The organism is Exilibacterium tricleocarpae, from assembly GCF_007004655.1.
In the GTDB taxonomy this organism is placed as follows: Bacteria; Pseudomonadota; Gammaproteobacteria; order Pseudomonadales; family Cellvibrionaceae; genus Exilibacterium; species Exilibacterium tricleocarpae.
The window spans coordinates 164,219-189,725 of sequence record NZ_ML660099.1 but is presented as its reverse complement, the minus strand read 5'-3'; the positions used below and the strand labels follow the sequence as shown (position 1 = coordinate 189,725).

Annotated in this window: 21 protein-coding genes; 11 read left to right on the top strand and 10 right to left on the bottom strand. The window is 60.5% G+C overall.

Going from position 1 to position 25,507, the window contains the following annotated elements; translation table 11 throughout:
• Window positions 1–2 precede the first annotated feature (2 nt).
• A complete protein-coding gene (locus FKG94_RS19540; protein ID WP_142928612.1) occupies window positions 3–1,130 on the bottom strand; it encodes a beta-ketoacyl-ACP synthase III in 1,128 nt (375 codons plus the stop codon).
• A 265-nt stretch (window positions 1,131–1,395) separates the two neighbouring features.
• A complete protein-coding gene (locus tag FKG94_RS19535; protein WP_142928611.1) occupies window positions 1,396–2,100 on the bottom strand; it encodes a ComF family protein in 705 nt (234 codons plus the stop codon).
• Between the two features lie 159 nt (window positions 2,101–2,259).
• Here FKG94_RS19535 and bioB point away from each other — a divergent pair, with 159 nt between their 5' ends.
• The 8 genes from bioB (at window position 2,260) to FKG94_RS19495 (ending at window position 10,646) form a co-directional block, all read left to right on the top strand.
• Entirely contained in the window at window positions 2,260–3,357 is a 1,098-nt protein-coding gene (gene bioB / locus FKG94_RS19530) for a biotin synthase BioB (RefSeq protein ID WP_142928610.1), read from the top strand.
• A complete protein-coding gene (gene bioF / locus FKG94_RS19525) occupies window positions 3,323–4,534 on the top strand; it encodes an 8-amino-7-oxononanoate synthase (RefSeq protein ID WP_425460056.1) in 1,212 nt (403 codons plus the stop codon). The genes bioB and bioF overlap by 35 nt, the downstream gene beginning before the upstream one ends.
• Entirely contained in the window at window positions 4,531–6,183 is a 1,653-nt protein-coding gene (gene bioC, locus FKG94_RS19520) for a malonyl-ACP O-methyltransferase BioC (protein ID WP_246125266.1), read from the top strand. Before bioF ends, bioC begins: the two co-directional genes overlap by 4 nt.
• A 5-nt stretch (window positions 6,184–6,188) precedes the next feature.
• On the top strand, window positions 6,189–6,872 hold the full coding sequence (gene bioD, locus FKG94_RS19515; protein WP_142928609.1) for a dethiobiotin synthase: 684 nt from the start codon (window positions 6,189–6,191) through the stop codon (window positions 6,870–6,872).
• A gap of 150 nt (window positions 6,873–7,022) precedes the next feature.
• The gene (locus FKG94_RS19510; RefSeq protein WP_142928608.1) at window positions 7,023–7,337 is read left to right on the top strand and encodes a hypothetical protein; all 315 of its coding nucleotides are present in this window, start codon (window positions 7,023–7,025) and stop codon (window positions 7,335–7,337) included.
• A 22-nt stretch (window positions 7,338–7,359) separates the two neighbouring features.
• Complete coding sequence (locus FKG94_RS19505) at window positions 7,360–8,187, top strand: putative metalloprotease CJM1_0395 family protein (protein ID WP_142928607.1); 828 nt, start codon at window positions 7,360–7,362, stop codon at window positions 8,185–8,187.
• A gap of 492 nt (window positions 8,188–8,679) precedes the next feature.
• Window positions 8,680–10,470 (top strand): acyl-CoA dehydrogenase C-terminal domain-containing protein, encoded by a 1,791-nt coding sequence (locus tag FKG94_RS19500; protein WP_142928606.1) that lies wholly within the window; start codon window positions 8,680–8,682, stop codon window positions 10,468–10,470.
• A complete protein-coding gene (locus tag FKG94_RS19495; RefSeq protein ID WP_142928605.1) occupies window positions 10,470–10,646 on the top strand; it encodes a DUF3094 family protein in 177 nt (58 codons plus the stop codon). The genes FKG94_RS19500 and FKG94_RS19495 overlap by 1 nt, the downstream gene beginning before the upstream one ends.
• A 17-nt stretch (window positions 10,647–10,663) precedes the next feature.
• Here the strand turns inward: FKG94_RS19495 and FKG94_RS19490 are convergent, their stop codons facing one another.
• From FKG94_RS19490 to egtB, 3 genes are all read right to left on the bottom strand, one after another.
• A complete protein-coding gene (locus FKG94_RS19490) occupies window positions 10,664–10,972 on the bottom strand; it encodes a hypothetical protein (protein WP_142928604.1) in 309 nt (102 codons plus the stop codon).
• Between the two features lie 413 nt (window positions 10,973–11,385).
• Window positions 11,386–12,348, bottom strand: a complete 963-nt coding sequence (gene egtD, locus FKG94_RS19485) for an L-histidine N(alpha)-methyltransferase (RefSeq protein WP_142928603.1) — start codon at window positions 12,346–12,348, stop codon at window positions 11,386–11,388.
• Window position 12,349: 1 nt separating this feature from the next.
• Window positions 12,350–13,609 carry an ergothioneine biosynthesis protein EgtB gene (gene egtB / locus FKG94_RS19480; RefSeq protein ID WP_218943586.1) on the bottom strand — a complete coding sequence of 420 codons (1,260 nt, stop codon included), beginning with the start codon at window positions 13,607–13,609 and terminating at the stop codon, window positions 12,350–12,352.
• A 148-nt stretch (window positions 13,610–13,757) separates the two neighbouring features.
• On the opposite strand from egtB, the gene FKG94_RS19475 reads away from it, so the two are divergent.
• The 3 genes from FKG94_RS19475 to FKG94_RS19465 all read left to right on the top strand — a co-directional run bounded on the left by FKG94_RS19475 (window position 13,758) and on the right by FKG94_RS19465 (window position 17,058).
• Window positions 13,758–14,654, top strand: a complete 897-nt coding sequence (locus FKG94_RS19475) for a LysR family transcriptional regulator (protein ID WP_142928601.1) — start codon at window positions 13,758–13,760, stop codon at window positions 14,652–14,654.
• Window positions 14,655–15,121: 467 nt separating this feature from the next.
• On the top strand, window positions 15,122–16,162 hold the full coding sequence (locus tag FKG94_RS19470) for a lipid A deacylase LpxR family protein (protein WP_142928600.1): 1,041 nt from the start codon (window positions 15,122–15,124) through the stop codon (window positions 16,160–16,162).
• Window positions 16,163–16,290: 128 nt separating this feature from the next.
• A complete protein-coding gene (locus tag FKG94_RS19465) occupies window positions 16,291–17,058 on the top strand; it encodes a nucleotide-binding protein (RefSeq protein WP_142928599.1) in 768 nt (255 codons plus the stop codon).
• A 368-nt stretch (window positions 17,059–17,426) separates the two neighbouring features.
• Here FKG94_RS19465 and FKG94_RS19460 read toward each other — a convergent pair whose 3' ends face one another.
• From FKG94_RS19460 to FKG94_RS19440, 5 genes are all read right to left on the bottom strand, one after another.
• Window positions 17,427–18,638 carry a pyridoxal-phosphate-dependent aminotransferase family protein gene (locus FKG94_RS19460; RefSeq protein WP_142928598.1) on the bottom strand — a complete coding sequence of 404 codons (1,212 nt, stop codon included), beginning with the start codon at window positions 18,636–18,638 and terminating at the stop codon, window positions 17,427–17,429.
• Between the two features lie 83 nt (window positions 18,639–18,721).
• On the bottom strand, window positions 18,722–21,403 hold the full coding sequence (locus FKG94_RS19455; RefSeq protein ID WP_179957725.1) for a bifunctional diguanylate cyclase/phosphodiesterase: 2,682 nt from the start codon (window positions 21,401–21,403) through the stop codon (window positions 18,722–18,724).
• A 271-nt stretch (window positions 21,404–21,674) separates the two neighbouring features.
• Complete coding sequence (locus tag FKG94_RS19450) at window positions 21,675–21,905, bottom strand: hypothetical protein (RefSeq protein ID WP_142928596.1); 231 nt, start codon at window positions 21,903–21,905, stop codon at window positions 21,675–21,677.
• Window positions 21,906–22,075: 170 nt separating this feature from the next.
• Entirely contained in the window at window positions 22,076–23,443 is a 1,368-nt protein-coding gene (ppnN, locus tag FKG94_RS19445) for a nucleotide 5'-monophosphate nucleosidase PpnN (protein WP_142928595.1), read from the bottom strand.
• Window positions 23,444–23,643: 200 nt separating this feature from the next.
• Window positions 23,644–25,413, bottom strand: coding sequence for a monovalent cation:proton antiporter-2 (CPA2) family protein (locus tag FKG94_RS19440; protein WP_142928594.1), 1,770 nt, complete (start codon window positions 25,411–25,413; stop codon window positions 23,644–23,646).
• Window positions 25,414–25,507 lie beyond the last annotated feature (94 nt).

Sequence of the window (25,507 nt, the reverse complement as noted above, 5' to 3'; positions counted from 1 at the left end):
TCTCACACTTTTCGCAACAACAGGCTGCCGATCGAATAGCCGGCGCCGAACGAGCACAGCAGGCCGTAGTCGCCGCTGTGCAAATCCTGGTGGTGCAGGTTCAGTGCGATCAGCGAGCCGGCCGATGCGGTGTTGGCGTAGCGGTCCAGCACAATCGGCGCCTCCTCAGCGCTGGCGTCGCGGCCCAGCAATTTTTTGGCGATCAATAAATTCATATTGATATTGGCCTGGTGCAGCCACCAGCGCTTGACGTTCTCGGGCGTGAGGTCGTGCGCTTGCAGGTGTTCGGTGATATGGGTGGCCGCCAGCGGACAGACCTCTTTGAAAACCTTGCGCCCCTCCTGGTGAAACAGCTTGTCACCGGCGAAAGGATCGACGTCATTGGCCCGCGAGACGTAACCGAAGTTGGAGCGGATATTGTTGGAGTAGGCCGTCAACGCCCGGGTGCTTAAAATCTCGAAGCGCGTGGCGCTGTTGCTGGCGGTATCAGCTTTCTCCACCACGGTAGCGGTGGCGACATCGCCAAAAATAAAATGGCTGTCGCGGTCGGTATAGTTGACCTGCGGAGAAGTGAGTTCCGGGTTGATGACCAGCACGCAGCGGGCGGTACCGGCGGCCACCATTTCGTAGGCCCGGTGCAGGCCGAAAGTGGCTGCCGAGCAGGCCACCAGCATATCGAAGCCGAAGCCGCGGATGCCGAGGGCGTCCTGCACTTCGATGGCGATGGCCGGGTAAGAGCGTTGGGTGTAGGCGCAGGAGACAATCACCGCATCGATATCGGCGGCGGTTTTGCCGGCCGCGGCGAGCGCCGGGCGGGCCGCGTTCAATGCCATCTCGGCCTGATCCGACAGGGCGTCATCGGGTCGTTCCGGAATCAGCGGGCGCATGCGATCGATATCCAGAATGCCCGCCTTCTGGTAGGCAAAGCGGCTTTTGATGCCCGATGCTTTCTCGATGAATTCCACGCTTGAATAGGGCTTGGCCTCCAACTCGCCGGCGGCGATAGCGGTGGCGTTTGCCGTATTGAAATGATCGGCGTAGGCGTTGTAACTCTCTACCAGCTCTTCGTTGCTGATACTTTCCGCCGGCGTCCACAAGCCGATACCACTGATTACGATTGGGCTGCTCATTGTCGTCACTACTCTGTGTTTTTGCCGCCGGGTTTTCACTACCCGGGGTCGTCGCGCCATCATTTTTTCGGTAAACAGGCAATTGTGCCGCAATTGCGCGCGGTTCTACAACAGTATTTTCCTGCTATCGATCAATGGTTTGCATTGACTTATATATGGTCAATTCCAATAGCTTATTTGTGGTCAATTCCAATAGCTGTTTGTAATGACTCACAGCCGGCCGGACATCTTGTCTGTCAGCCTGATGCCAACTGTTTCGCCGGCATCAATAACTTTGCAGTGTGCGGGCAATACACCAGATGTCGACGCGCCGGGCACCGGCGGCTGCCAGCAGTCCGGCCAGTTCGGCGACAGTGCTGGTGGTGGTCACGACATCATCGACAATGGCGACATGGCGGTGAGCGGGATCGCAGCGCAGGGTAAAGGCGCCGCGCAGATTGCGCCGGCGCCGCTGGCGCTCAACGCCCGCCTGCGGCGGGGTGTGGACCCGGCGCCGGCAGCCGTCGACCACCGGCAGCGCAAGCTCCCGGCCCAGTTGTGCGGCCAGCAGTGCCGCCTGGTTAAAACCCCGCAGCAACAAGCGCCGCCAGTGCAGCGGTACCGGCAGCAGCCATTCCGGCAGTTGGTCGTCTGCATAGGCCCGGCGCAGGTGCTGGGCCAGCAACTGTCCCAGCAGTGCACCGGCGGCCAATTGGCGGCGGTACTTGTAGGCGTGGATCAGGGTATCTACAGGGGGCATAAACGTGAACGGTGCCAGGGTGCGGGCAAAAGCCGGTGGCCGCTGCAGGCAGGCGCCGCAGATATCGGCGTCGCCGGGCAGCGGCAGGGCACAGCGCCGGCAACCGGCCGGGAGCTGCGGCAGATCGCCGCGGCAACCCGCGCAGATACAGTCGGGTCCGGTCACTGTCAGGTCGCACAGCAGGCAGCGGGCGGGCAGCAGGTAATCGATAAAACGGGTGAGATGTGGCATAAGTTGTTAACCCTAAAGTCCTTTTGAGGTTGACAGGTTGGTGAGTACCGTTAGTATTGTGCGCTTGGGAGTCGGCCGGGAACAAGGGCCGGCGGTCGGGACACGCAGCCGGGTGACAGGGACGCAGTGTCGACATAACGCGAGCAAGCGAGGTGGTTTATGCAAACCGATACGGCGACAACCGTGCGTCACGATTGGCAGCGATCGGAGGTGGAGGCGCTGTTCGCCCTGCCGTTCAACGACCTGATGTTTCAGGCCCAGACCGTGCACCGGCAGAATTTCGATCCCAACCGGGTGCAGGTCAGCACGCTGTGCTCCATTAAAACCGGTGCCTGCCCCGAGGATTGCAAGTACTGCCCGCAGAGCGCCCGCTACGACACCGGCCTGGAAAAAGAAAAACTGATGCAGGTTGAAAAGGTGGTCGCCGAGGCCCGGCAGGCCAAGGCCGCCGGCGCCACCCGCTTTTGCATGGGCGCCGCCTGGCGTTCGCCGAAGCAGAAAGACATAGCCTATGTCACGGAAATGGTGAAGGGCGTCAAGGCGCTGGGGCTGGAGACTTGTATGACCCTGGGTATGCTGAGCGAGACCCAGGCGCAGAGCCTGGCCGCGGCCGGCCTCGACTACTACAACCACAACCTGGATACCTCGCCGGAGTTCTACGGCGAGATCATCACCACCCGCACCTACCAGCACCGCCTCGACACCCTCGACAATGTGCGGGCGGCGGGTATGAAGGTGTGTTGCGGCGGTATTGTCGGCATGGGCGAAGCGGCCGCCGATCGCGCCGGTCTGCTGCAGCAGTTGGCGACCATGCCGAGCCACCCGGAATCCGTGCCGATCAATATGCTGGTCAAGGTCAAGGGTACGCCCCTGGCGGAACAGCCGGACCTGGACCCTTTCGATTTTATCCGCACCATCGCCGTGGCCCGGATACTGATGCCGCGGTCTCATGTACGCCTGTCGGCGGGCCGTGAAGATATGAACGAACAGATGCAGTCGCTGGCGTTTTTAGCCGGCGCCAATTCGATTTTCTACGGTGAAAAACTGCTGACCACACCCAACCCGGCTGCGGACAAGGACAAAGTTCTATTCCGGCGGCTCGGTATCGAGGCCGAGGCCGGCGAGGTGCCGCACAACGCCGAGGCCGAGGCGCTGTTGGAAGGAATTGTTCAGCACCGCGGTGACGCCAGCCCCAATGGCAGCGCCGTGAATAAAGAGCCCGGTGCGGATCGCCACTTTTACAACGCGGCGGGATGACAGCGTGACGCTGGAGCAGGCCCTGGCGCCGGCGCTGGCACAGCGCAGTGAAGATCACCTCTATCGCCACCGGCGGGTGCTGGCAACGGCGCCCGGACGGCGGGTGACGGATGCCGGGGGCCGGTGTTTTACCGCCTTTTGCAGCAACGACTATCTCGGTCTCGCCAAACACCCCAAAGTTGTCGCAGCGTTCAAGCGTGCTGCCGAACGCTATGGCGTTGGCAGCGGCGCCTCACACCTGGTGAGCGGGCACGGACGCGAGCACCGCGCGCTGGAAGACGAGCTGGCGGATTTCACCGGCCGCGCCCGCGCCCTGCTGTTCTGCAGTGGTTATATGGCCAATCTGGGTACCGTGAAAGCACTGGTGGGCAAAGGCGATGCGGTGTTTGAGGACCGTCTCAACCACGCCTCGCTGCTCGATGCGGGGCTGTCCAGCGGTGCGCGCTTCCAGCGCTTCCGGCATCTCGACAGCAGCGATTTACAGCGCCGCCTGCTGGCCACAGAGGCGCGGCGGCGCCTGATCGCAGTCGATGGTGTTTTCAGTATGGATGGTGATATTGCGCCGCTGCCGGAACTGGTGACACTGGCGCAGCAACATGGAGCCTGGCTGCTGGTGGATGACGCCCACGGCTTCGGTTGCCTGGGGCCGAGCGGCGGAGGTGTGGCCGAACACTTCGCGCTGGCCGAGCCGGCACTGCCGATTCTGATCGGTACCCTGGGCAAGGCTTTTGGCACCGCCGGTGCGTTTGTGGCGGGTTCCGAGGCTTTGATAGAAACCCTGATTCAACAGGCGCGCACCTATATATACACCACCGCCCTGCCGCCGGCGCTGGCGGCGGCGACACGGGCGAGTTTGCAGGTGCTGCGCGCCGAGCCCTGGCGGCGCCAGTGGCTGGCGGCGCTGATTCAACGTTTTCGCCGCGGCGCCTCGACGCTGGGGCTGTCGCTGGCAGATTCCGCGACGCCGATTCAGCCGGTGATCCTCGGCGATTCCCAGCGCACCTTGCAGTTGGCCGCTTATCTTGAGGCGCGGGGCTTTTTGGTGGGGGCCATCAGGCCGCCGACGGTACCCGCCGGCAGTGCGCGCCTGCGGATTACCCTCAGCGCCGCGCATACCGAGGCGGATGTGGATGGCCTGCTGGCGGCGTTGGCCGACGCCGGGGGTTACCGGCCGTGACCGCTGCCGCGCGGTGTCGCCCCGAGTGGATTACCCTGCGCTGGCGGCGGGCCGCCGCGGCGACAGCGTCCGCCGAGGCGGCGGCGACGCCATTGGTATTGCTGCACGGTTGGGGCTCTGACAGCCGGGTCTTCGAGCCGCTGCTGGCCCACCTGGATGACAAGATAGATATTCTGTTGGTGGATATACCGGGCTTTGCCGGTGACCACGCCGTCGGCAATGATGGGCTTGAGTCGCTATTGCAGGGATTGCGGCAAAAACTCCCCCGCCGCTGTGTGCTGCTCGGCTGGTCGCTGGGCGGTATGCTGGCCTGCCGCTATGCCCACCGCTACCCGCAGCGGGTGGCAGGGGTGATTACGCTGGCCAGCAATCTCTGTTTCGTGGCCCGGCCGGGTTGGCCAAGTGCCATGCCCAACGACGTCTTCCAAACGTTTGCCGAAGACTTTCGGCGCCGGCCGGCGGTCACCCTACAGCGGTTTGACGGTTTGCAGGCCCGCGGTGATCGGCGCGAACGGGCAGTTTTGAAGTGGCTGCGCGGTTACCGGCGGGCGGGCGGCGCGCAGCCCGATCCACGTTGGCGGGCGGCACTGGCGCTGTTGGCCGGTCTCGATAACCGCAAGGCTTTTGCCGACTTGAAACCGCCGGGCCTGCATTTGCTGGGTGACCGTGATGCCCTGGTGCCGGCCGCCGCCGCGGCGGCTATGGCGCAACTCAACCCAGTGCAGACGGTGAAATGCCTGGCGGGTTGCGGCCATGCCCTGTGTCTGGCCGAACCGCAGCAGCTGGCGGCGGAAGTGGAGGCGTTTCTGCAGCGCCTCGCGCCTGTCGAAGGCGGCGATGCCGGGGCCCGTCTCGATAAAACCAAAGTGGCGGCCTCCTTTAGCCGGGCTGCCGCGACCTATGATGCGGCCGCTGTACTGCAGCGGCAGGTGGGCGAACGTCTGCTGCAACTGCTGCAGGGGGAGGGTCACCTGCAAGCTATCAACCGCAGCGATGCAACGCTGCTGGATGTGGGGTGCGGTACCGGACACTTTACCCGTGCGCTGGCCGGACAAGTGCCGGCGGCCCGGGTGCTGGGACTGGATATCGCCGAGGGGATGTTGGCCTTTGCCCGCCGCGGTACGCCGCCCGAGCGCGGTCCTGTCCACTGGGTCGGCGGCGACGCCGAATGCCTGCCCCTGGCTGCGGGCAGCATCGCGGGTATTTTCTCGAGCCTGGCAATTCAATGGTGCCAGCACCCGGGCCGTTTGTTCGAGCAGTGGCGGCGGGTGCTGAAACCGGGCGGTTGGCTCGCTGTCGCCACTTTGGGGCCGGCTACCCTGCACGAGTTGCGTTGCGCCTGGAGCCGGGTCGACAACTACACCCACGTCAACCGTTTTGCACCCCGCGAGCAGATCGAGCAGGCGCTGAGTGATGCCGGCTTCAGCGCAATCCAGTGGCAGTGCGAGACCCGCGTGATGCACTACGGTGATGTGCGCGAGTTGACCCGGGAACTGAAAGCCCTGGGGGCCCATAATGTCAATGCCGGCCAGCGCGCCGGACTGACCGGACGCCGGCGCCTGCGGCAGTTTACAGCCGCCTACGAACAGTTTCGCTGTGGTCACACACTGCCGGCCAGCTATGAGGTTTACTATGTGTTGGCGAGGTGATTGAGATGGCCAAAGGCTTTTTTGTGACCGGCACCGACACCGAGGTCGGCAAGACATTTATTGCCTGTGCCCTGTTGTGGGCTGCCAGGCAGCGCGGCCTGACCACCGCGGCGGTGAAACCGGTGGCGGCCGGATGCGCAGTCACTCCGGCGGGGTTGCGCAATGATGATGCCCTGCAATTGCAGGCCGCCATGACCCTCGATCTGCCCTATGAGCAGGTCAATCCCGTCGCCCTGGCGCCGGCCATCGCCCCCCATATCGCCGCTGCGCAGGCCGGGCGGCAGCTCGATGCGGCGCGCCTGACCGGCTTTTGCCGCGGCGTCCTGACCCAGCGCTGCGATCTGGTTCTGGTCGAGGGCGCCGGTGGCTGGCGGGTACCGCTCAACCGCCGCCAGTATCTCTCCGATGTGGCGCGGGAACTCAACCTGGGGGTGATTCTGGTGGTGGGCATGCGGCTCGGTTGCCTCAATCACGTGTTCCTGAGCGCCGAGGCTATCCACCGCGACGGCCTGACACTGAGCGGTTGGGTCGCCAACGGCGTGACCCCGCCCATGGCCGCCTATCAGGATAATCTCGACACGCTGAAACAGTCCCTGCCCGCCCCCTGTCTGGGGGAGGTGCCCCATCTGGATGCGGGCCGCCCGGAACTCGCCGCAGATTGTCTCGATATTCAAAAACTACTCGATTAAGTCGTCTTTTAAGACAAATGCGTATTAAAGAAACGGAGATTTTGCCGCCTGCTGTCTGTTTTTTATCCACAAAATGGTTAGACTAAGTAACAGCCGGCAACTTATTGCCGCTGTGGGCTTTTCAAAGGTTGTCCCCAGAGAGGGTATGCAGTGACGATCAATACGATTCTCAACGAGGGTTTGAACGGTATCCGCCAGAGTCAGCAGGAGATGCTGAAAGCAGCCAACGAGATTGCCAGGGCCGGCACCACAGCCAATCCCGGCAGCGTGGCAGAGATCGAAGGCAACAGCAGTCCCACCAGTATTGAAAGCAGTGAAGGCGTTCGCGATAACACCGGTGGCGGCGCCGGTCTGGTCGAGCCGCTGATCGATCTGAGAATCCAGCAGCGGGTGTTTGATGCCTCCGCCAGGATTGTGAGAACCGCCGATGAAACCCTCGGCACCCTCCTGGATACCAAGGCTTAGGGGGCGGTGCAGACCGGTTGTTATGATAAACCCGAATTTACCTCCCAATTTTGCCAATAATTTTTCACCCTACAGTACCGTAGACAAGTCAAGCGTGGGCGAGGAGAGCGCCGAGTTGCGCGGTTCGCCGTTGAAGGCGGTGGAGATAGCCGCCGAATCCGGGCGCCTGCAGAATCGCCGCGATCCCGGCGAGCGACCTGCCGAGGCCGAGGAACGCCTGCGCGTGCGGGGTCGTGATGAAGGCGAGCGGGAAACGGCCCGCGAGCGGGACGAACAGGCGCGGCGCTTGCAGGAGGACCAGCGCGAGATTCGCGAACTGGCGGCCCGGGATCGGGAAGTGCGTGCCCATGAGCAGGCCCATGCGGCAGTGGGCGGCCAGTATGCCGGCGCGCCGCGGTATACCTTACAGCGGGGTCCTGACGGGGTGGGCTATGCCGTTGCCGGGGAAGTGAGTATTGACACCAGTCGTGTGGCCGGCGATCCCGAGGCCACTATCGCCAAGGCGCAACAGGTGCAGCGGGCGGCGTTGGCGCCGAGCGATCCGTCTCCCCAGGATCGACGGGTGGCGGCCGCCGCGGCGCAGTTGCAACTGGATGCGCAGGTCGAGTTGCGCGAACTGCAACAGCAGGAGGCGCGCCTGCGGGCGGAACAGCTTGCAGGCGGTGGTGACGGTGCGCAAGAAGCCGGGCAGGAGGCTGCTCGCGCCGGCCAACCTGGGGGTGGAGAGGCCGCTGCGAATTCACCGGTCGAAGCCGGTAATCGAAACGTGGATATCAATCAGCGACTGATCGATAGCGGAGCCAGGGAGGCGGATAATCCGGCGGGTGCTTTGCTGGATGAGGTTGTTTAGGCGGTTTATTTTAAGGTGCTATTGGCACTTCTTGCGGCGGTACGGTGCGGGGACGTAACTTCAGTTGCGTCCCCTTAGCATGGCGCCATTCCCCTTTCTAAAGGCACCTCTTCCAGCGGCACAGTGCGGGGACAGGTTTTACCTGTCCCCATAGAATGGTGCCACTCCCCTGCGCTAGAGCTACCCCGCAGTATCCTGCAAATGGTGCTATTGGCACGGGGAGTGGTCCCCCTCGAAGGGGACAGGTAAAACCTGTCCCCGCACCGTGCCACCGGAGGAACGAATCTGAACACGAACCATACCACCTCCAGATCACCGGTATTATCGATACAATCCTATTTCAAACGTTTGTTTGAAGTTGATCCATTTTTGTACTAGAGTGCGTAATCCCCACCAGAGGTCCGTTCACACTTTCCGATGCTGCAAAATTGGTCCAAAGTGTAGTAACGGGCTCTGGCTCTGAAGCTTTCCGGTATTGATTGAGAGGCGACAATGGCTGAATACAAGGCACCCCTGCGCGATATGCGTTTCGTTATCAAGGAAGTTCTCGAGGTGGACAAGCTCTGGTCCGCCCTGGCCGGCACCCGCGAGCAGGTGGATGTGGATACCGCCGATGCCATTCTGGAGGAGGCGGCCAAGATAGCCGCCGAAGCGGTGGCACCCCTGAGTCGCGAGGCAGACGAGCACGGCTGCCGCTGGCAGGACCACCAGGTAACCACACCGCCGGGCTTCAAAGAGGCCTACCAAACCTATGCCGAGGGCGGCTGGTGCGGCCTGGGCGGCAACCCGGCGTTCGGCGGCATGGGCATGCCGAAAACCCTGGTGGCACAGGTGGAGGAGATGGTGCAGGGCGCGGATATGTCGTTCGGCCTGGCCCCTATGTTATCTGCCGGCGCCTGCCTGTCGCTCGATGCCCACGGCAGCGATGCACTCAAACAGACTTATCTGCCCAAGCTTTATGACGGTACCTGGGCCGGGGCCATGGACCTGACCGAACCGCACGCCGGCACCGACCTGGGCATGATCCGCACCCGCGCCGAGCCCGATGCCGACGGCAGTTACAGTCTCACCGGCACCAAGATTTTCATTACCTGGGGCGAACACGATATGGCCGAGAACATCATTCACCTGGTGCTCGCCAAGTTGCCCGACGCCCCGACCGGCTCCAAAGGTATCTCGCTGTTCCTGGTCCCGAAGATTCTGGTAAATACCGACGGCAGTCTGGGTGAGCGCAACGCCGTAACCTGCGGTTCCATCGAGAAAAAAATGGGCATCAAGGCCTCCGCCACCTGCGTGATGAATTACGATGGGGCCAAAGGCTGGCTGGTGGGGGAGGTCAACCAGGGGCTGGCCTGTATGTTCACCATGATGAATTACGAGCGCCTGGGGGTGGGCATTCAAGGACTGGGGGCGGCCGAGGCCTCTTACCAGAATGCGGCGGACTACGCGTGCGAGCGTTTGCAGGGCCGCAGTCCCGAAGGTATCAAGAACCCGGATCGGGCCGCCGACCCGATCATCGTGCACCCGGACGTGCGGCGCATGCTGTTGACCATGCGGGCATTTAACGAAGGTTCCCGCGCCTTCTCGACTTATGTAGCCCGCTGGCTCGACATCGCGAAATTCTCCGACGTTGCCGCGGAGCAAGAGGAGGCTGCCGGCATGGTGGCGCTGCTGACGCCAATCGCCAAAGCATTTATTACCGACAAAGGGTTGGAGGCCACTCTGATCGGCCAACAGGTGTTGGGTGGCCACGGCTTTATCCGCGAATGGGGCCAGGAGCAACTGGTGCGCGATACGCGCATCACTCAGATTTACGAGGGTACCAACGGCGTGCAGGCGATGGACCTGATAGGACGAAAAACAGTGGCCGCCGGCGGGCGCTACTTCCGCCAGTTCGCCGGTGAGGTCGACGCTTTTATACAGGCCAATAGCGACAGTGAAGAGCTGGCGGAATTTATTCAGCCGCTGGGCGCCGAACTGGCCCGCCTGCAGCAGGTGACCGAGGCGGTGATCGCACAGGCCGAGCGCGATCCCAATGCCCCCGGTGCGGCCGCGGTCGAGTATTTACACTTGTTTGGCTACACCATTTATGCTTATCTGTGGGCGCGCATGGCAAAGGCGGCACTGGCCGGTGGCAGCGGTGGCGAGGCCGATTTTTACCGCGCCAAACTGGTGGTGGCGCGCTTCTTCTTTCAGCGTCTGCTGCCCCAGACCCAGGCGCTCAGTGCCCATATCCTGGCGGGCAGTGATACCCTGATGGCCCTGGAGGCGGAACTGTTTTGATGAGTCAGCTAACCCCCGAAGATCGCGACCGAGTGCAGCGCTATCTGAACAGCCCGACCAACGCCGGCGAACGCAAGCCGTTTCGCGTGTGGTTGCTGTTGGGGATTATCTGGGGGGTGATGGTTTTATTCGGGTTGGCCAGTTACCTGATTGCCTGGCGGGTCGGTGTGGTTTGAATTGACCGGCGTGTGCCTCAGTCCTCCAGCCATACCCAGCGCACCGGTTCCCCGAAGTCATCGTGCAGGAGTTTTTTCACGGGTTTTTTCGGCGCCAGGACTTTCGGTTGGTGTTTGCCCTTGCGGGCATCCAGGGCCTTGATCTCCTCGAGCAGTGGTGTGCGTTTAACTTTCGGCTGGTTGAAGGTGACCGGCAGGGCCTGGTTGATGTCGCGGCCGCTGACACCCGGTTGCAACTGTTCCACTTTGCCGCCCTCGGCGAGGAAGTCGCGGACCTGGTTGCCGATCTCCTTTCGCACCTGGGCTTTGGTCTTGGTTGGTTTCATCGGAACTGCCGTTACGTCGCTCGCCTGAAGCATCCGGTTTACAGAGATGGACAGGTAATCTTAACAAGTTTATAGCAGCCGGGCGTGTTAAATCGACCCTGTTCATCCAACTCTTTTGTTTTGGGATGTTTTTAGGCCCCGTTTCAGTGCATGGCGTTAGGTGTTTATTTCAGACGCGGGTTTGAGGCGGCTGTGTAAGCCCGCCTTTCAATCCTATATGACGAATATATGTGAGGGATGGTGGCGCGATGTTTTTAAGAGTCGATTGTCCAGCGGCACAGTTCAGGGACAGGTTTTACCTGTCCCTGAACTGTGCCGCTGGAAGAGGTGCCTTTAGAAAGGGGAGTGGCACCATGCTAAGGGGACGCAACTAAAGTTACGTCCCCGCACCGTGTCACCGCAAGAGGTGCGAATCAGCCACCGGCCTGCAACAAGTGCACACAAAATAATTCTTCATCATCCAGCCACTTGCGCACGCCGCGCCAGCCGGCTTCTGCTGCCAGGGTCAGAAACTCCTCGGGCGTGTACTTATGGGAATTCTCGGTGTGGATGTTTTCCCCTTTCGAGAACGCGAACTGGTAATCCTCCACTGTCACCACCTGCTGTTCGCGGCTGATCAGGTGCATTTCGATACGGCCCTGGGTGGGGTTGTAAAAGGCGTAGTGATCGAACTTATCCTCGTCAAAGTCGCCCCCCGCCTCGCGATTGATATGGGTGAGGATATTGCGATTGAACTTTGCCGTCACGCCGAGTTTGTCATTGTAGGCCCGGTGCAGAATCTCCGGTGCCTTTTTGGTGTCGACGCCGATCAACAGCAGCGCGCCCGCTCCCAGGGAACGGCGCGCGCGATCCAGAAATGCCACCGCCTGCAGCGGGGTGAAATTACCGATGGTGGAGCCGGGGAAAAACCCCAGTTTTTTTACCTTGTTGCGATCCGGCAGTTCCACCTGCCGGGTAAAATCCGCCACGATCGGCACAATCTCCAGGTGCTCGAATTCCCGGCGCAGCTCGGCGGCCGCTTCGCGCAGGTGGTCGCCGGCGATATCGATGGGGAGAAGACGCTTGATCTGCGGCAGGTGCTGCAGCAACAGGCGAATCTTGACCAGCGAGCCTGCACCGAATTCCACCACATCGCGCTGGTCCCGGATGAGATGGGACAAGTCATCGGCGATCCCCGGCAGCATCGCCAACTCGGTGCGGTAGGGGTAGTATTCCTCCAGTTGACAAATCTCGTCGAAATAGCGCGAGCCGGCGGAGTCATAGAAATATTTTGACGGCAACTGTTTGTGGACCTGGCTCAGGCCCTCCACCACCTCCCGCAACAGGGTATCGTCGGTCTTTGTGGCGCTGGCTCTGGCGGATTGTGCGGCGGGCATATCAAAGGTCCTTGGCTAGGCGCAGACCGGAAAATTGCCAGCGCTGGTGAGGGTAGAAAAAATTGCGGTAGCTGCGGCGCAACTGTTGCTGCGGCGTGGCACAGGAGCCGCCGCGCAGCACGAACTGGCCGCACATAAACTTGCCGTTGTATTCGCCGATGGCGCCGGGTGCGGCGCTGAAACCGGGGTAGGGCGCGTAGGGACTGCGGGTCCACTCCCACACGTCGCCGTAGAGTTGTTGCAGGCCGCTGCCGGCGGCGGCGCGGGGCCGCCAGTACTCGCGGTCCTGGAAGTTACCGGCGATAGGCGCATCGCCGGCGGCTACTTCCCATTCCTGCTCGGTGGGCAGGCGCGCGCCCGCCCACTGGGCAAAGGCATCGGCCTCGAAGTAATTGACGTGGCAGACCGGCGCCTCCGGATTGACCGGCTGGCGTCCGTAAAGCCCGAACTGGTGCCACTCGCCATCGCGCTGGCTCCAGTAGAGCGGTGCCTGCCACTGCTCTGCCTGGCACTGGGCCCAGCCGTCGGACAACCACAGGGTGGCCGTGCTGTAGCCGCCGTCGTTCATAAACGCCAGCCATTCGGCATTGGTGACGGTGCGGTTGGCGAGGCTGAAGCCGCGCAGGTAGGTCTGGTGTCGCGGCCCCTCGCAATCGAAACTGAAACCGTCGCCGGCCGCGCCTATTTCATAGAGGCCCTCGTCGAAGGGCATAAACACCAGGCCGGCGGCACGGGTGTCGTCCGCGGGCGGGGCGGGGCGCATGGCGGGTGCCGTGGGATTGATCGACAGGGCGTGCAGAAGATCGGTCAACAGCAGCTCCTGGTGCTGCATCTCGTGATGCAGGCCGACGGTGACCGTATCGGCCAGCCCCCTGGCGCGCGGGTGGGGTTGCTCCAGTAAGGCCAGCACCGAAGCGTCTACGGCGCGTCGGTAAGCCCTGACCGCTTCGATCCCGGGGCGCGTCAACATGCCCCGCAGCGGGCGTGCGTGCCGTTCGCCGACGCTGTTGTAGTATGAGTTGAAGAGAAAGTTATAGTCCGGGTCCACCGGCCGATAGTTGTCTTGATACTTGTTGAGGACGAAGGCTTCGAAAAACCAGGTGGTATGGGCCAGGTGCCATTTGGCCGGGCTGGCGTCGTCCATTGATTGGACCACCATATCCTCGGCGCTGAGACCCCGGGTCAGTGACTCCGACACGCTGCGGCGGTGGCGAAAGGCTTCCTGCAACTTGGCTGTATTGGCGGCGATAGGCGATGTCACAAAGCGATCTCCTTGCTGCGGCAAAGTATAGGTGTTGCATTTGGGAATAAAAACCGGCGATATCTGCGCTTCTCTGTTGCAAAAATGAGACGAAAATGGAATGGTGTCGGCAATATGTATCGATTTTGGCGAAGTAAGGTGGTTGTAGATGGCAATGGAGTGGTCGGACCTTAAAGTCTTCCTGGCCATGGCGGATGCCGGCTCGGTGCGGGCGGCGGCCCAGAAGCTCGATGTCAGCCATTCGACGGTGTCGCGGCGGGTGCGGGCGCTGGAGCAGGACCTGGGAGTGCGGTTGTTCGACCGCCTGGCCGGCGGCTATCGCCTGACTGCCGAAGGGCGAGATGTTTTTCAAGAGGTGCAGGAAGTGGAGGACAAGGTGCACGCGCTGGAGCGGCGCGTGCTCGGCAAGGACTCCAAGCTCAGCGGTCCGCTGAAAGTCACTATGCCCGATATCCTGGCCTCGACATTATTGATGCAGGATATTGTCAGCTTCACTCGCAAATACCCGCAGATCGAGTTGGACGTTGTCGCCACTTACGATGCCCTCAGCCTCAACAACCGCGAGGCCGACGTGGCCATTCGGATTACCAACCGCCCCCCCGGCGACCTGGTGGGCCGCAAGGTGACCACCTATGCCCGGGCCAACTATGCGGCGCGCAGTTACGTCAAAAAAGTAGGGCTGTCGAATCTGGCCGAGGAGGCCGTATGGATCGGCTGGGACGACCTGGAATCTCACCCCGACTGGGTGAAAAACAGTGCTTACCCGAAGTTGCCCACCCGTCACCACCTCAACAATCCGCTGTTGCAGCTATCCGCCGTGCGTGAAGGGCTGGGGATTGCCATGTTGCCCTGCTTTATGGCCGACCAGCACCCCGAGTTGCAGCGGGTGCCGGACCTGCGCTGCGAAGAGGCCTACCAGATCTGGCTGTTCACCCACCGCGACCTGCGCCGCACCTCGCGGGTGCGGGTGTTTATGGCGGCGATGGTGGAGGCGTTTGAACGCAGCAAACCGCTGCTGCAGGGGCAGACTTATCAGCCCGGGTAGCGGCGGTTGGCAGTGGATCGGCGGTGGCCGATTGAACTCCCTGCCGCCAGCCGGTTCTATATCGGCACCTCAAAAAAACCTGTAACGAATGGCACTTGCCTGGGGGGATTTACGCCAGTTTATTGATGCCCGTTCAAGTCGTATCGGTCTTGATTAAGCGTATTGCGGTTAGGTCTGTCTCTGGCTAAGGCTTTCAGAAACTCTCGACAGCAGGGATGCTGTCGGGACCAGAAGTAGGCGCTTTAGGCGAGTCCCCATGGACGGGTTCACGACGTGTTTCTGAGAGCCTTAGCCAGAGGCAGACCGATCAACTGGCACGCCTTCGCTTCGGTATCGCCAACAGCAGGCGCCTGAGGCGAGTGCGGTACTATTTATGCAGCCGGCAATCATGTAGTCGGTTATAGCGTTATCCGATAAGAATTACCCCACTGGGTTACCCAACACTACCATCTGCGAATGAGAGGTCTATGCGCATTTACACTCGATTTTTTATCAGTTTGCTGAGTTTGGCCGGTCCACCGGCGGCGGCACATCACAACAGCGATCCCTGGTCCCTGAACCTGTACTTCGAAAATGACCTGTTTGCCGAAAGCGACCAAAACTATACCAACGGCATTCGCGCCTCCTGGGTCTCACCGGATTTGTCGTCTTACGAGACCGATCCCAGAATTCCGAAGTGGTTGCGGCAGGTCAACGACAAGCTGCACTTTTTCCACGACCTGCGCGACCGCAAAAAACTCTCCCGCAACCTGGTGTTCAGCGCCGGTCAGTTGATCTATACGCCGGCCGATATCGAGGCCCGGGAGTTAGTGAAAGATGAACGGCCCTATGCCGGGTTTCTCTACACGGGTATCGAATACCACACCCGCAGTCGCGATCAGCTCGATACCGTAGGTGTCACCTTCGGCATTGTCGGTCCGGGCGCTTACGCCCGGGAGGCGCAGGATTTTATTCACGACCTGCGCGGTTTCGACAAATTTCAGGGCTGGGATAACCAGTTGCGCAACGAGCCGGCTCTGCAAATTTCCTACGAACACAAACACCGCCTGTTTGACAAACCGCTCGGGCGCGGTCTGGCCCACGACCTGATCGGCCACAGCGGCATCAACCTGGGCAATGTGGCGGCCTACCTGAATGTCGGGGTCGAGTATCGTATCGGCTGGCGCTTGCCGGATGATTTCGGCACCTCCGCCGTGCGCCCGGGCGGCGATAACAGCGCCCCGGGCCGCATCGATCCGCGCCTCAGCAGCAGTGGCTTTTCCGGCCTGCACGGTTTTATTTCGCTCGATACCCGTATCGTAGGGCGGGATATTTTTCTCGACGGCAATACGTTTAAAAACAGTCACTCGGTTGACAAGGAAGTGCTGGTGGCTGATATCTCCACCGGTGTGAGCTTTACCGCCGGGCACTGGAAAGTGTCCTATGCCCGGGTGTTTCGAACCCGGGAGTTCAAAAAGCAACCCCATTCCCACAATTACGGCTCTCTGAGTGTGTCCTACAGCTGGTAGCGGCCGAAGCCTATGCCGGGGCCGGAACGGACCGGCCCGCTGGTGGACTTTTCGGGGGTGGCCTTTTATTCTTCTTTAACATATCGCTGTTGCGGACCCCAAGGCTATGCCGGCCACGCTGTAACCCAATGAACAAGCCCCTGAACAAGCCGCTGAACAAGATAGTCGTCCTCAACCCGAAAGGGGGCTGCGGCAAATCGACGCTCGTCACCAATATTGCCGCCTGTTATGCAAAGCGCGGTGCTGCACCGGTGGTCATGGATTACGACCCCCAGGGCTCGACCATGGGTTGGCTGGACCGGCGGTCGGTGACCATGCCGACGATCCAGGGCATTGCGGCCTACAAGCGCAATATGCAGGCGACCCGCAGTTGGCAACTGCGGGTACCGAGCGGGACCGCTCACTTGATTGTCGATTCGCCGGCCGGTGTGACCAGCGACCAGATTCGGGAGCTGACGCGGGGCTCGTCGAGTATTCTGGTACCGGTACTCCCGTCCCTGATGGATATTCACGCGGCGTCGCGCTGTATTGCCGACCTGTTGCTGGTGGCGAAGATCAACCGCAGCGAGTGCAAACTGGCGGTCGTCGCCAATCGCACGCGCAAAAATACCGAGAGTCTGGCCAAGCTGATGCGCTTTCTCGACGCGCTCGGTATTCCGGTGGTCGCGGTACTGCGCGACAGCCAGAACTATGTGCGCGCGGCGGAATTGGGTATGGGACTGCACGATATGTCGCCGTCGCGTGTGAGTCACGATATCGGGCACATCGAACGTCTTGTCGAGTGGCTCGATGATTGGCAGCAGCGGCGCCAGGCCGGTGCCGGGATGACAGACCGGGGATCTTCCGGGTCAGGTATCGGCACCGGCGCGCAGCATTCCCGATTCAATCCCGCTTGAAACAACCCTTTGTGCTCCATTTTAAATTTGATGGCCTGAACAGGATCAGGCGTATTCATAGAGAAATGCCTCGCTCCATAAGCCTCGAAAAGTGTAGCCGCTACATCCAATTTTTCACCTGCTGGCGTATCTGGCCCAGCCACCATCAGGCTCCCAACTTCTTTTAATACCGTTCGCTGGCCGGCATCAGTTTCAATCGGTTTGCTGCCCACCGTTAACCCTCCGGTTTTCGAGAGTTTGCACGTCAATCTTTTCATACCGGGCATGGGTGCTCATAAAGCGGATACCGGCCCGAAGCCGCTTCGATGAGACCGGATATAACTGAGACTGGACGTAGCTATGGCAGCAGAGCCTTGGCAAAACAACGATCAATAACCATCGCCGAACTCATGGGCCTCCAGACTCTGCTCGAGCGCAGCGACACCCGCCGGCAGGTTGATACGGGCTCCGAGCGCTTTGATGCTGGAACCGAGGGCGTGCAGCGTGCGAAACAAGTGGTGGCTGCGACTCTGTTCCCCCATCTGGCCAATGCGGACGATATTGGGTCCGAACGAACCGGAAATCTCCACCCGGTAGCGCTCGGACATATAGCGCAACAGGGCTTTTGACTCGATACCATCCGGTACCTCGATACCTACGACCGAATTCAAACGCGCCTCGGGTTTGACATACAGCGACAGTCCCATTCCCTCAATGCCCGCCTGCAACGCCTGCGAGCAGCGCAGGTGGCGATCGATGCGGGCCGGCAGGGTCTCCTCGCAGATCAGCCGCAGGGCTTCGTGAATGGCCAGTATGCCTGAAACCGGCGCAGTATAGTGGTAGGACTTTTTGTACCAGAACTGGTCGGCCAGCTTGGCGTCGTAACACCAGTGCATCAGTTCATCGGTGCGCGCCTCGATAAACTGCCAGGCGCTATTGGAAAAGGCTACCAGGGATACGCCGGGAATCGAGGACAACCCCTTTTGCCCGCCGGTGATCACCGCGTCTATGCCCCATTGGTCCATCGCCAGTTCCATAGTGCTGAGCGTGCAGACTGCGTCGACCACCACCATGCAGTTGTGTGCCTGCGCAGCTTTGCAAATAGCCGGCAGGTGCCGATTGAAGACGGTATTTGAGGTTTCGCCCTGGACGATGGTCAGTACCGCCGGGCGGTGTTGCGCCAGCAGTGCCGCCACTTGAATCGGGTCGGCCGCGACGCCGTCCGGCACGATTTCCTGAACCACCCGGGCCCTGGCGCGCCGGGACATATCGGCCAGGCGGTTACTGAAAAAACCGTTGCAGATGCTGAGCACAGTACTGTCGGGTTCGACCAGGTTGACGACGGCCATTTCCATCGCGGCGGAACCGGGCCCGGCGACTCCGAGAATATGTTGTGAGCGGGTCTGGAACACGTAGCGCGACATGGCTTTGACTTGTTCGATAACCTGCGCCAGGGTGTCGCCGAGATGGTTGATAACGATAGAGTTTGCCGCCGCCACCCTGGCCGGTATCGGCACCGGGCCGGCCCCCATCATCAACAGGGGTTCATCGGGCAGAATAGTCTCCAGCGGAACAATATCCTCGGGTACCGGTATAGCCACAACCTCTCCTCACGTATTCACAAGCACCGCCACCGGCGGCAAAAGCCGTATCATACGGTATTTCCGCCGTAACTATTGGTGGTTTATTTGGCGAACGCAATGATATTGTCGTTGGTGATCATGGTCGCCACGATACTCCAGCTCTGCGGCTTGTCGATGGCGTAACCCTGGGCGTAGTGAATACCGATACCGTCGAGCAGGTTGATGGTGTTTTCATCCTCGACGAATTCGGCAATGGTGCGCAGGCTCATCACCTGGGCCACATTGTGTATCGACTTGACGAATTCGTAGTGCACGCTGTCGGTGGCCATGTCCCTGACAAAGGCGCCGTCGATTTTGACGATGTCGACGGGCAGCTCGCGCAGATACCCGAACGACGACATACCGGCCCCAAAGTCATCGAGGGCGATTTTACAACCGAGGCCGCGCAGCGCCAGCAGTGTCGCCCTGGCCGCTTCCAGATTGATCATGACGTGGGTTTCGGTGACTTCAAAGCAGAGCTTGCTGGGGTCGACCGGATACTCTTTCAGGTTCGACTCGATAAACGGCAGCAGCGAGGCGTGGCACAGGGTCTCGGCCGACAGGTTGATGGAAATGAACTCGATATTGTTCATCACCGGCCGCCACTGGGACAAGGTTTTCAGCGCTTCCTTGATCACCCATTTGTCGACCTGCAGCATCGCCGAGTAACGTTCCGCCGCCGGCAGGAAGGCGCTCGGCAGCACGGTGGCACCGTCCGAGCCGCGCATGCGGATAAGGGCTTCGAGGGCGACGATCTTGCGCTGGTGGCTTTTCAGTGAAATGATCGGTTGGTATTCGATAAAAAGTTTGTTGGCCTTGACCGCATCCCTGATCTTGAACAGCCAGTTCATTTCGCCTTCGCGCTGCATCACCAGTTGATCGGTACTGTGGTAACAGTGCACCTGGTTGCGACCGGCATCTTTGGCGGCGTAGCAGGCGTTGTCGGAATAGCGCAGCGCCGTGGTCTTATCGGCGGGGATGTCGCCGAGGTGGACCACGCCGATGCTGCAGGTTACGGCGTAGGACTGGTTTTCCCAACTGAAATGCGCTTTTTCGATTGTGAACCTGATTCGCTCGGCAAAGTGCCCGGCGTGTTCGATATCCTCACAACAGGTGAGAATACCGAATTCGTCGCCGCCGAAGCGCGAGACGATATCGTTGTCCCGGGTTTCCATGGTCAGTTTTCTGCCCACCCTGGTCAGCAACTGGTCGCCGGCCAGGTGACCGCAGGTGTCGTTGATGACTTTGAACTGATCCAGGTCCAGAAACAGCAGCGCGTAGTTTTTCCACTGATCGCTTTTGGCGAGTTGCTCCAGTTGATTTTCGAATTCGCGCCGATTGCTCAAATTGGTCAGGGGATCGTAACTGGCGTGGTAGGCCAGTTCCGAGTTGGCGTAGTAGAGTTTGTCCATGGCGCTGGCCAGCTCCTGGTTGCGCCGGTTGTACCAGTAAGCCATTTGGCCGAATTCATCCTTGCGGTTTTCATCGAGCAGATTGAACTCATTGCTGGTATTGGTGGTTTCTTTTTTGAGTGTATTGGTAATGGTCCTGAGCGGGCGAATGACCACATGCCGCAGGGCGATAAAGCACAGCACCACCAGAATCACCACCGGCACCAGCAGGCTTTTCAGGGTGTCGCCGATAATGGTGTCGGTCGACAGCAGGTTTTTGCTGATCGGGGTGACGACGACAATTTTCCACAGGGTATCGGGAATCAGAAAGATGCCGACGTTGACCGGTTCCTTAAACAGCGGATCGTTGTTGATCGAGAGTGTCGGTGTGTTCAGGCCCTGCCAGTCGGGCATGCGCAGCAGTGCCGCGGCCATAATCTGCGCGTTGCGGGTTGACACCTGCGGGCTGCTGTCGGTGAGGCTGCCGGCAATTTGCCGAAAGCCGTTGGTGCTGCGCCTGGCCCGGGCGATAATATCGGCGTTGAGTTTATCCAGGGCGGCGGCGATGGGATAGAGCGCCGTCAGGGTGCCGGCCAGTTCCGCGACTGTGTAATTGTCACCGGCGCCGTCCTTTTTGATCCAACTCGTTTCCGGATAGGTGATGAATCGGTTGTCCTGGTCCACCGCAAAGGCATAGCCGTCGGTGTCTCGGGTATGTTCCCGAAAAAACGCCGATAAACCCTCCAGCCTCAGGTCAATTGTGGCCGCGCCGATAAATTTTTTGTCTTTGTGCACAGCCACCGTGCAGGTGACCATCGACTGATTGGAGTGCGGGTCCACGTAGGATTGCGACCAGTAGCACTGCCCCTTGGGCAGGTGGCGGGCGGCGACGTACCACTGCTGGCGGTGATAGCCGTTACCTCTGGGGTCGTTGTAGTCGTCAAAAAACATCAGGTTGTTATTGGTGGTGCGGCCCCAGAAAAAGCTGGCCCTTTCGGTATCGGCGTCAAACGCGTAGGGTTCCGGCCAGAAACCTCCGCCCGCCACCAGGCTTTGCGACGTCGTCAGATCGATAAGGTCCGGCAGTACCTGGTTGAACAGCTGCCGCTGCGGCGGTGCGCTGGCGGCAAATTCCGCCACACTCAACGCCAGGGTGTTGATCATGCCGATCTGGCGGTTCAGTTCGGCGATCAGCACCTCCCCGTTGAGTTGCAATTGGGTGGCTTTGTCGTCCTCCAGCTCGGCGCGCAGTTTGAATTGCAGCACCAGCGTAATCACGCCGATCAGGCCCAGCACTATGGCTGCAAAGCCTACATTCAGCTTGAACTCGATGCTCTTGGACTGCTTGATCATCCCTTCGCTCTTGTTTAATGGGATTGTAAGGCGTGCGATGCCGGCTCCCGGAGTGCAGAATCCGCACGCCCGGGCGATAGCCATCACAGGTGAACTTAGGCGACACCTATTTATAAAGCCAAGCGGTGATAAATACAACCAAGACCGCGCATTATATAAGGGAAGAAGAGGTGAGGGTAGCGGCTTTGTTCCGGGTTGTAAGGATGGTTTTAAAATCTGCACACGCGGCGCGATGCGTGCCCCGGAGGCCCCGGACTGGCGGCTTTACAGCTCAGCCGCCGGTGGGTGGACAGCCGATGGCCCGGTAGTTTTTCTCGAGGGCCTGGTGACCGGACATAACGCTGTATTGGATGCCGGCTGAGCCGTCGGCGGCCTTATTGCGGTTTTTACTCTCGGCATACCGCAGGGCTTTTGCCTTGTCTTTGTTGCGATAGACGATGTGCTTGAAGTGATCGTTGACGACATACCAGTAATCGGGCGCAAACAGGTTGTCACTGGGCATTGTTATTTTCCCTTAACTGTCAAAATAAGGCTGTCAGATAACATGACCGCAAAACGGTGACCCATACCTTGGATCGGGTTATTCCTTAAACCATAGCAAGTTTTCTTTTTTCAGCCGACGCTTTATCCATAATTTAGAAGCAGTTCGCAAACTTGGCAAAAAATTCGCGGTTAACCCGATTGCAACTCGTAGCAGGGGTGGTATTCACCGGCCCCCAGTTTCATGCGGCGCTGTTGTACAAATTGCTGCAGCAGTTGCTCCAGTTCGGCCATGATGGCCGGGTCGCCGCGGAGTTGATAGGGGCCCTTCTCGGCAATCTGTTCGATACCAAAGGCCTTGACATTGCCCGCCACAATGCCCGAGAAGGCGCAGCGCAACTGTGCGGCCAGTTCGGCCGCCGGCAGCTCCCGGTCGAGGCGCAGCCCGGCCATGTTTTCATGGGTGGGTATAAAAGGCGTCTGCAGGGCGCGATCGATTTCGATTTGCCAATTGAAGTAGTAGGCCTCTTGCGTCTTGCGCCGAAAGCGGTGCACCCGCTCGATGCCGTGCTTTACCTCCCGGGCGACCTTGTCCGGTTGGCCGATGATGATCTGATAGCAGCGGGTGGCCTCCTCGCCGAGTGTGTTGCGGATAAACCGGTTGAGTGAGGAGAAATACAGGCCGCTGCTTTCCGGGGCGGCAAAAATCAACGGAAAGGGTTTATTCTTGTTTTTCGAGTGCATCAGAATACTGATCAGATAGAGCACCTCCTCGGCGGTGCCGGCGCCGCCGGGAAACACCACCACACAGTGGGCCAGGCGCACGAACGCCTCCAGGCGCTTTTCGATATCGGGCAGGATCACCAGTTCATTGACGATGGGGTTGGGCGACTCCGAGGCGATAATGCCCGGCTCCGAGATGCCCATATAGCGGCCGTCGCGCAGTTGTTGTTTGGCGTGCCCGACGGCGGCGCCTTTCATGGGGCCTTTCATGGCGCCAAGGCCGCAACCGGTGGCGATATTGATGCCGCGCAGTCCCAATTCATAGCCCACCCGCTTGGAGTAGTCGTACTCGGCGCGACTGATGGAGTGGCCGCCCCAGCAGACGACCAGGTCCGGTGCCTGATTGGGCCGCACAATGTCGGCATTGCGCAGCACCTTGAAGACGGCGTCGGTGGTGCCGGCCGAACTCTGCAAGTCGAATTCGCCACTTTTGGCGATTTTGTTGTGGGAATAGACAATATCGCGCAGCGCCGCAAACAGGTGGTCGCGAATCCCCCTGATCATCACGCCGTCGACAAACGACGAGGCCGGTGCATTGTAGATTTTCAACTTCAGTCCGCGCGACTGGGGGACCACCTCGATATTGAAGTCCGCATACCGGGTCAACATTTCCGCGGCATCGTCGATCTGACTGTCGGTATTCAATACCGCCAGTGCGCACTGGCGAAACTGCCGGAAAACCTCGGCATTGGTCTCCATCAGTTCGGATATTTCGCGGTGGGACAGCAGGTTGAGGCTTCTCAGGGGGCGAACGTTGGTTTCACTCACGGTATCCATGGCGGTATCCTTGCTAAGTACATCTGCCTTATAACACGACGATATTAAAGCATTTTGATCTTCAAAACCTATATCTGACCGCGCTTCTCCTAATCTGCCTGCCGCTCCTGTAAGTGTAGTCGTTCAACGCCGCTTTATCCCCGTGCGACAGGCCAAAGGTCGCGCAGCGGCACTGCGGCGCGACAATCGTCGCGATCGGCTCAGGCTGCCGAGTCCTGGCCAAACAACTGCTCCAGCTCGCGCCGCCCCTCGCGGGCGATCGCCAGCAGTTTGTTGAGATCGTCGCGGTGCTCGGCAGCCTCCCGGATCAGGCCCTCGTCGTGCAGGCGGAACATATCGGCGCGCTCCAGCGCCGTACCCTCGTTGTATCCCAGTTGAATCAGCGTCTGGGTTGCCGCCAGCAGGCTGCTCTCGAAGGTCTCGCGCACGACGATGTCCACCTCTTCCTCGTAGAGCTGATAGGCATGCATGCGGTTGTGGGCGCGGGCGATCAGCTTCACCTCGGGGCAGTCGGCTTTTACCTGCCTGACAATTTGCAGGGATTCCTCGACGTCATCTACCGCCACCACCAGCAAGCGGGCGTGTTCGATACCAGCGGCGTGCAACAGATCGCTGCGGGTGGCGTCGCCGTAGAAGATGCGGTTGCCGAAACGCTTGATGAAATCCACATGGGAGGCATCTTTGTCCAGCGCGGTAAAGGGAATGCGGTTGGCGACCAGCATGCGGCCGACGATCTGGCCGAAGCGGCCGAAGCCGGCGATGATGACTTCCGGTTCGTGTTCGTGGCTGCGGCTGTCGTAATCGGCCTGCGGCTGCTGCTGGCCGGTGCCGCCCCACAGCCGCAGCAGTGCCACCAGCGGCGACGTCAGTGCCATGGATACGCCCACCACCAGCACGATCATATCCACGGTGGCCTGATCGGCGACGCCGATGGCCAGTGCCTGGGCCATGATCACAAAGGCGAATTCACCGCCCTGGCACAGCATCAGCGCGGTTTGCAGGCTGTCGCCCCAGGCGGTTTTCTGCAGCCGCAGAATAGCGGTGATAACGGCGGTCTTCACGGCCATCAGGCCGAGGGCGGCGCCGAGGATAAGCAGGGGCTCGCGCAGCAGCAATTCTAAGTCCAGGGTCATGCCCACGGCGATAAAAAACAGGCCGAGCAAAATACCTTTGAAAGGTTCGATATCGGTTTCCAACTGGCGGCGAAAGCTGGAGTTCGCCAGCACGATACCGGCGACAAACGCACCGAGTCCCATCGACAGACCGACCGTTTCCATCAGCAGTGCCACCCCGAGCACGATCAGCAGACCGGCGCCGGTCATGATCTCGCGGCTGCCGGAGGCGGCGACGATCCGCAGTATGGGGTTGGCCAGATAGCGACCCGCCACCAGTACCGCCACCACCGCCGCCGGGCCCAGCCACCAGGGCAGGGGCGTCGCGTTGCTGGCGCTCGCTGCCGGCGCCAGGGACTCCACGAACAACAGCAGCGGAATTACCGCGATGTCCTGCAACAGCAGTATGGCGAAACCCTGCCGCCCCGCCGCCGTGGCCAGCACGCCCTGGTCGGCCATCAGTTGGATGGCAAACGCAGTGGACGACAGACCCAGCGTCAGTCCGATCACCACGGCGAGCGTTGCCGAGAGCCCGGCGGCATAGAGCACCAGTGCAATCAGCGCCGCGCTGGCGACTAACTGGGTGCCGCCGTTGAGGAGGATTTGGCTGCGCATTTGCCAGAGTTTATCCGGCGCCAGCTCCAGGCCGATCAGAAACAGCAGCATCACCACACCGAATTCGGCAAAGTGCAGGACGTCTTCGGGATCGTTGATGGTGCCGGTAACCGATGGCCCCAATATGACACCGGCGGCCAGGTAGCCGAGGATGGCACCGAGGCCGATCTTTCTAAACAGGGGCACGGCGACGACAGCCGCCAACAGATAGTAGACTGCGTGATTGACAATACTGTGTTCCATTAAAAGTGTCCGTCTTGTGCGCTTGACAGAAAGATTATAGGAGATGGTCTGAGTTGTGTACTTTCAGGCCGGCAGTAATGTTGAAATCGGGGCG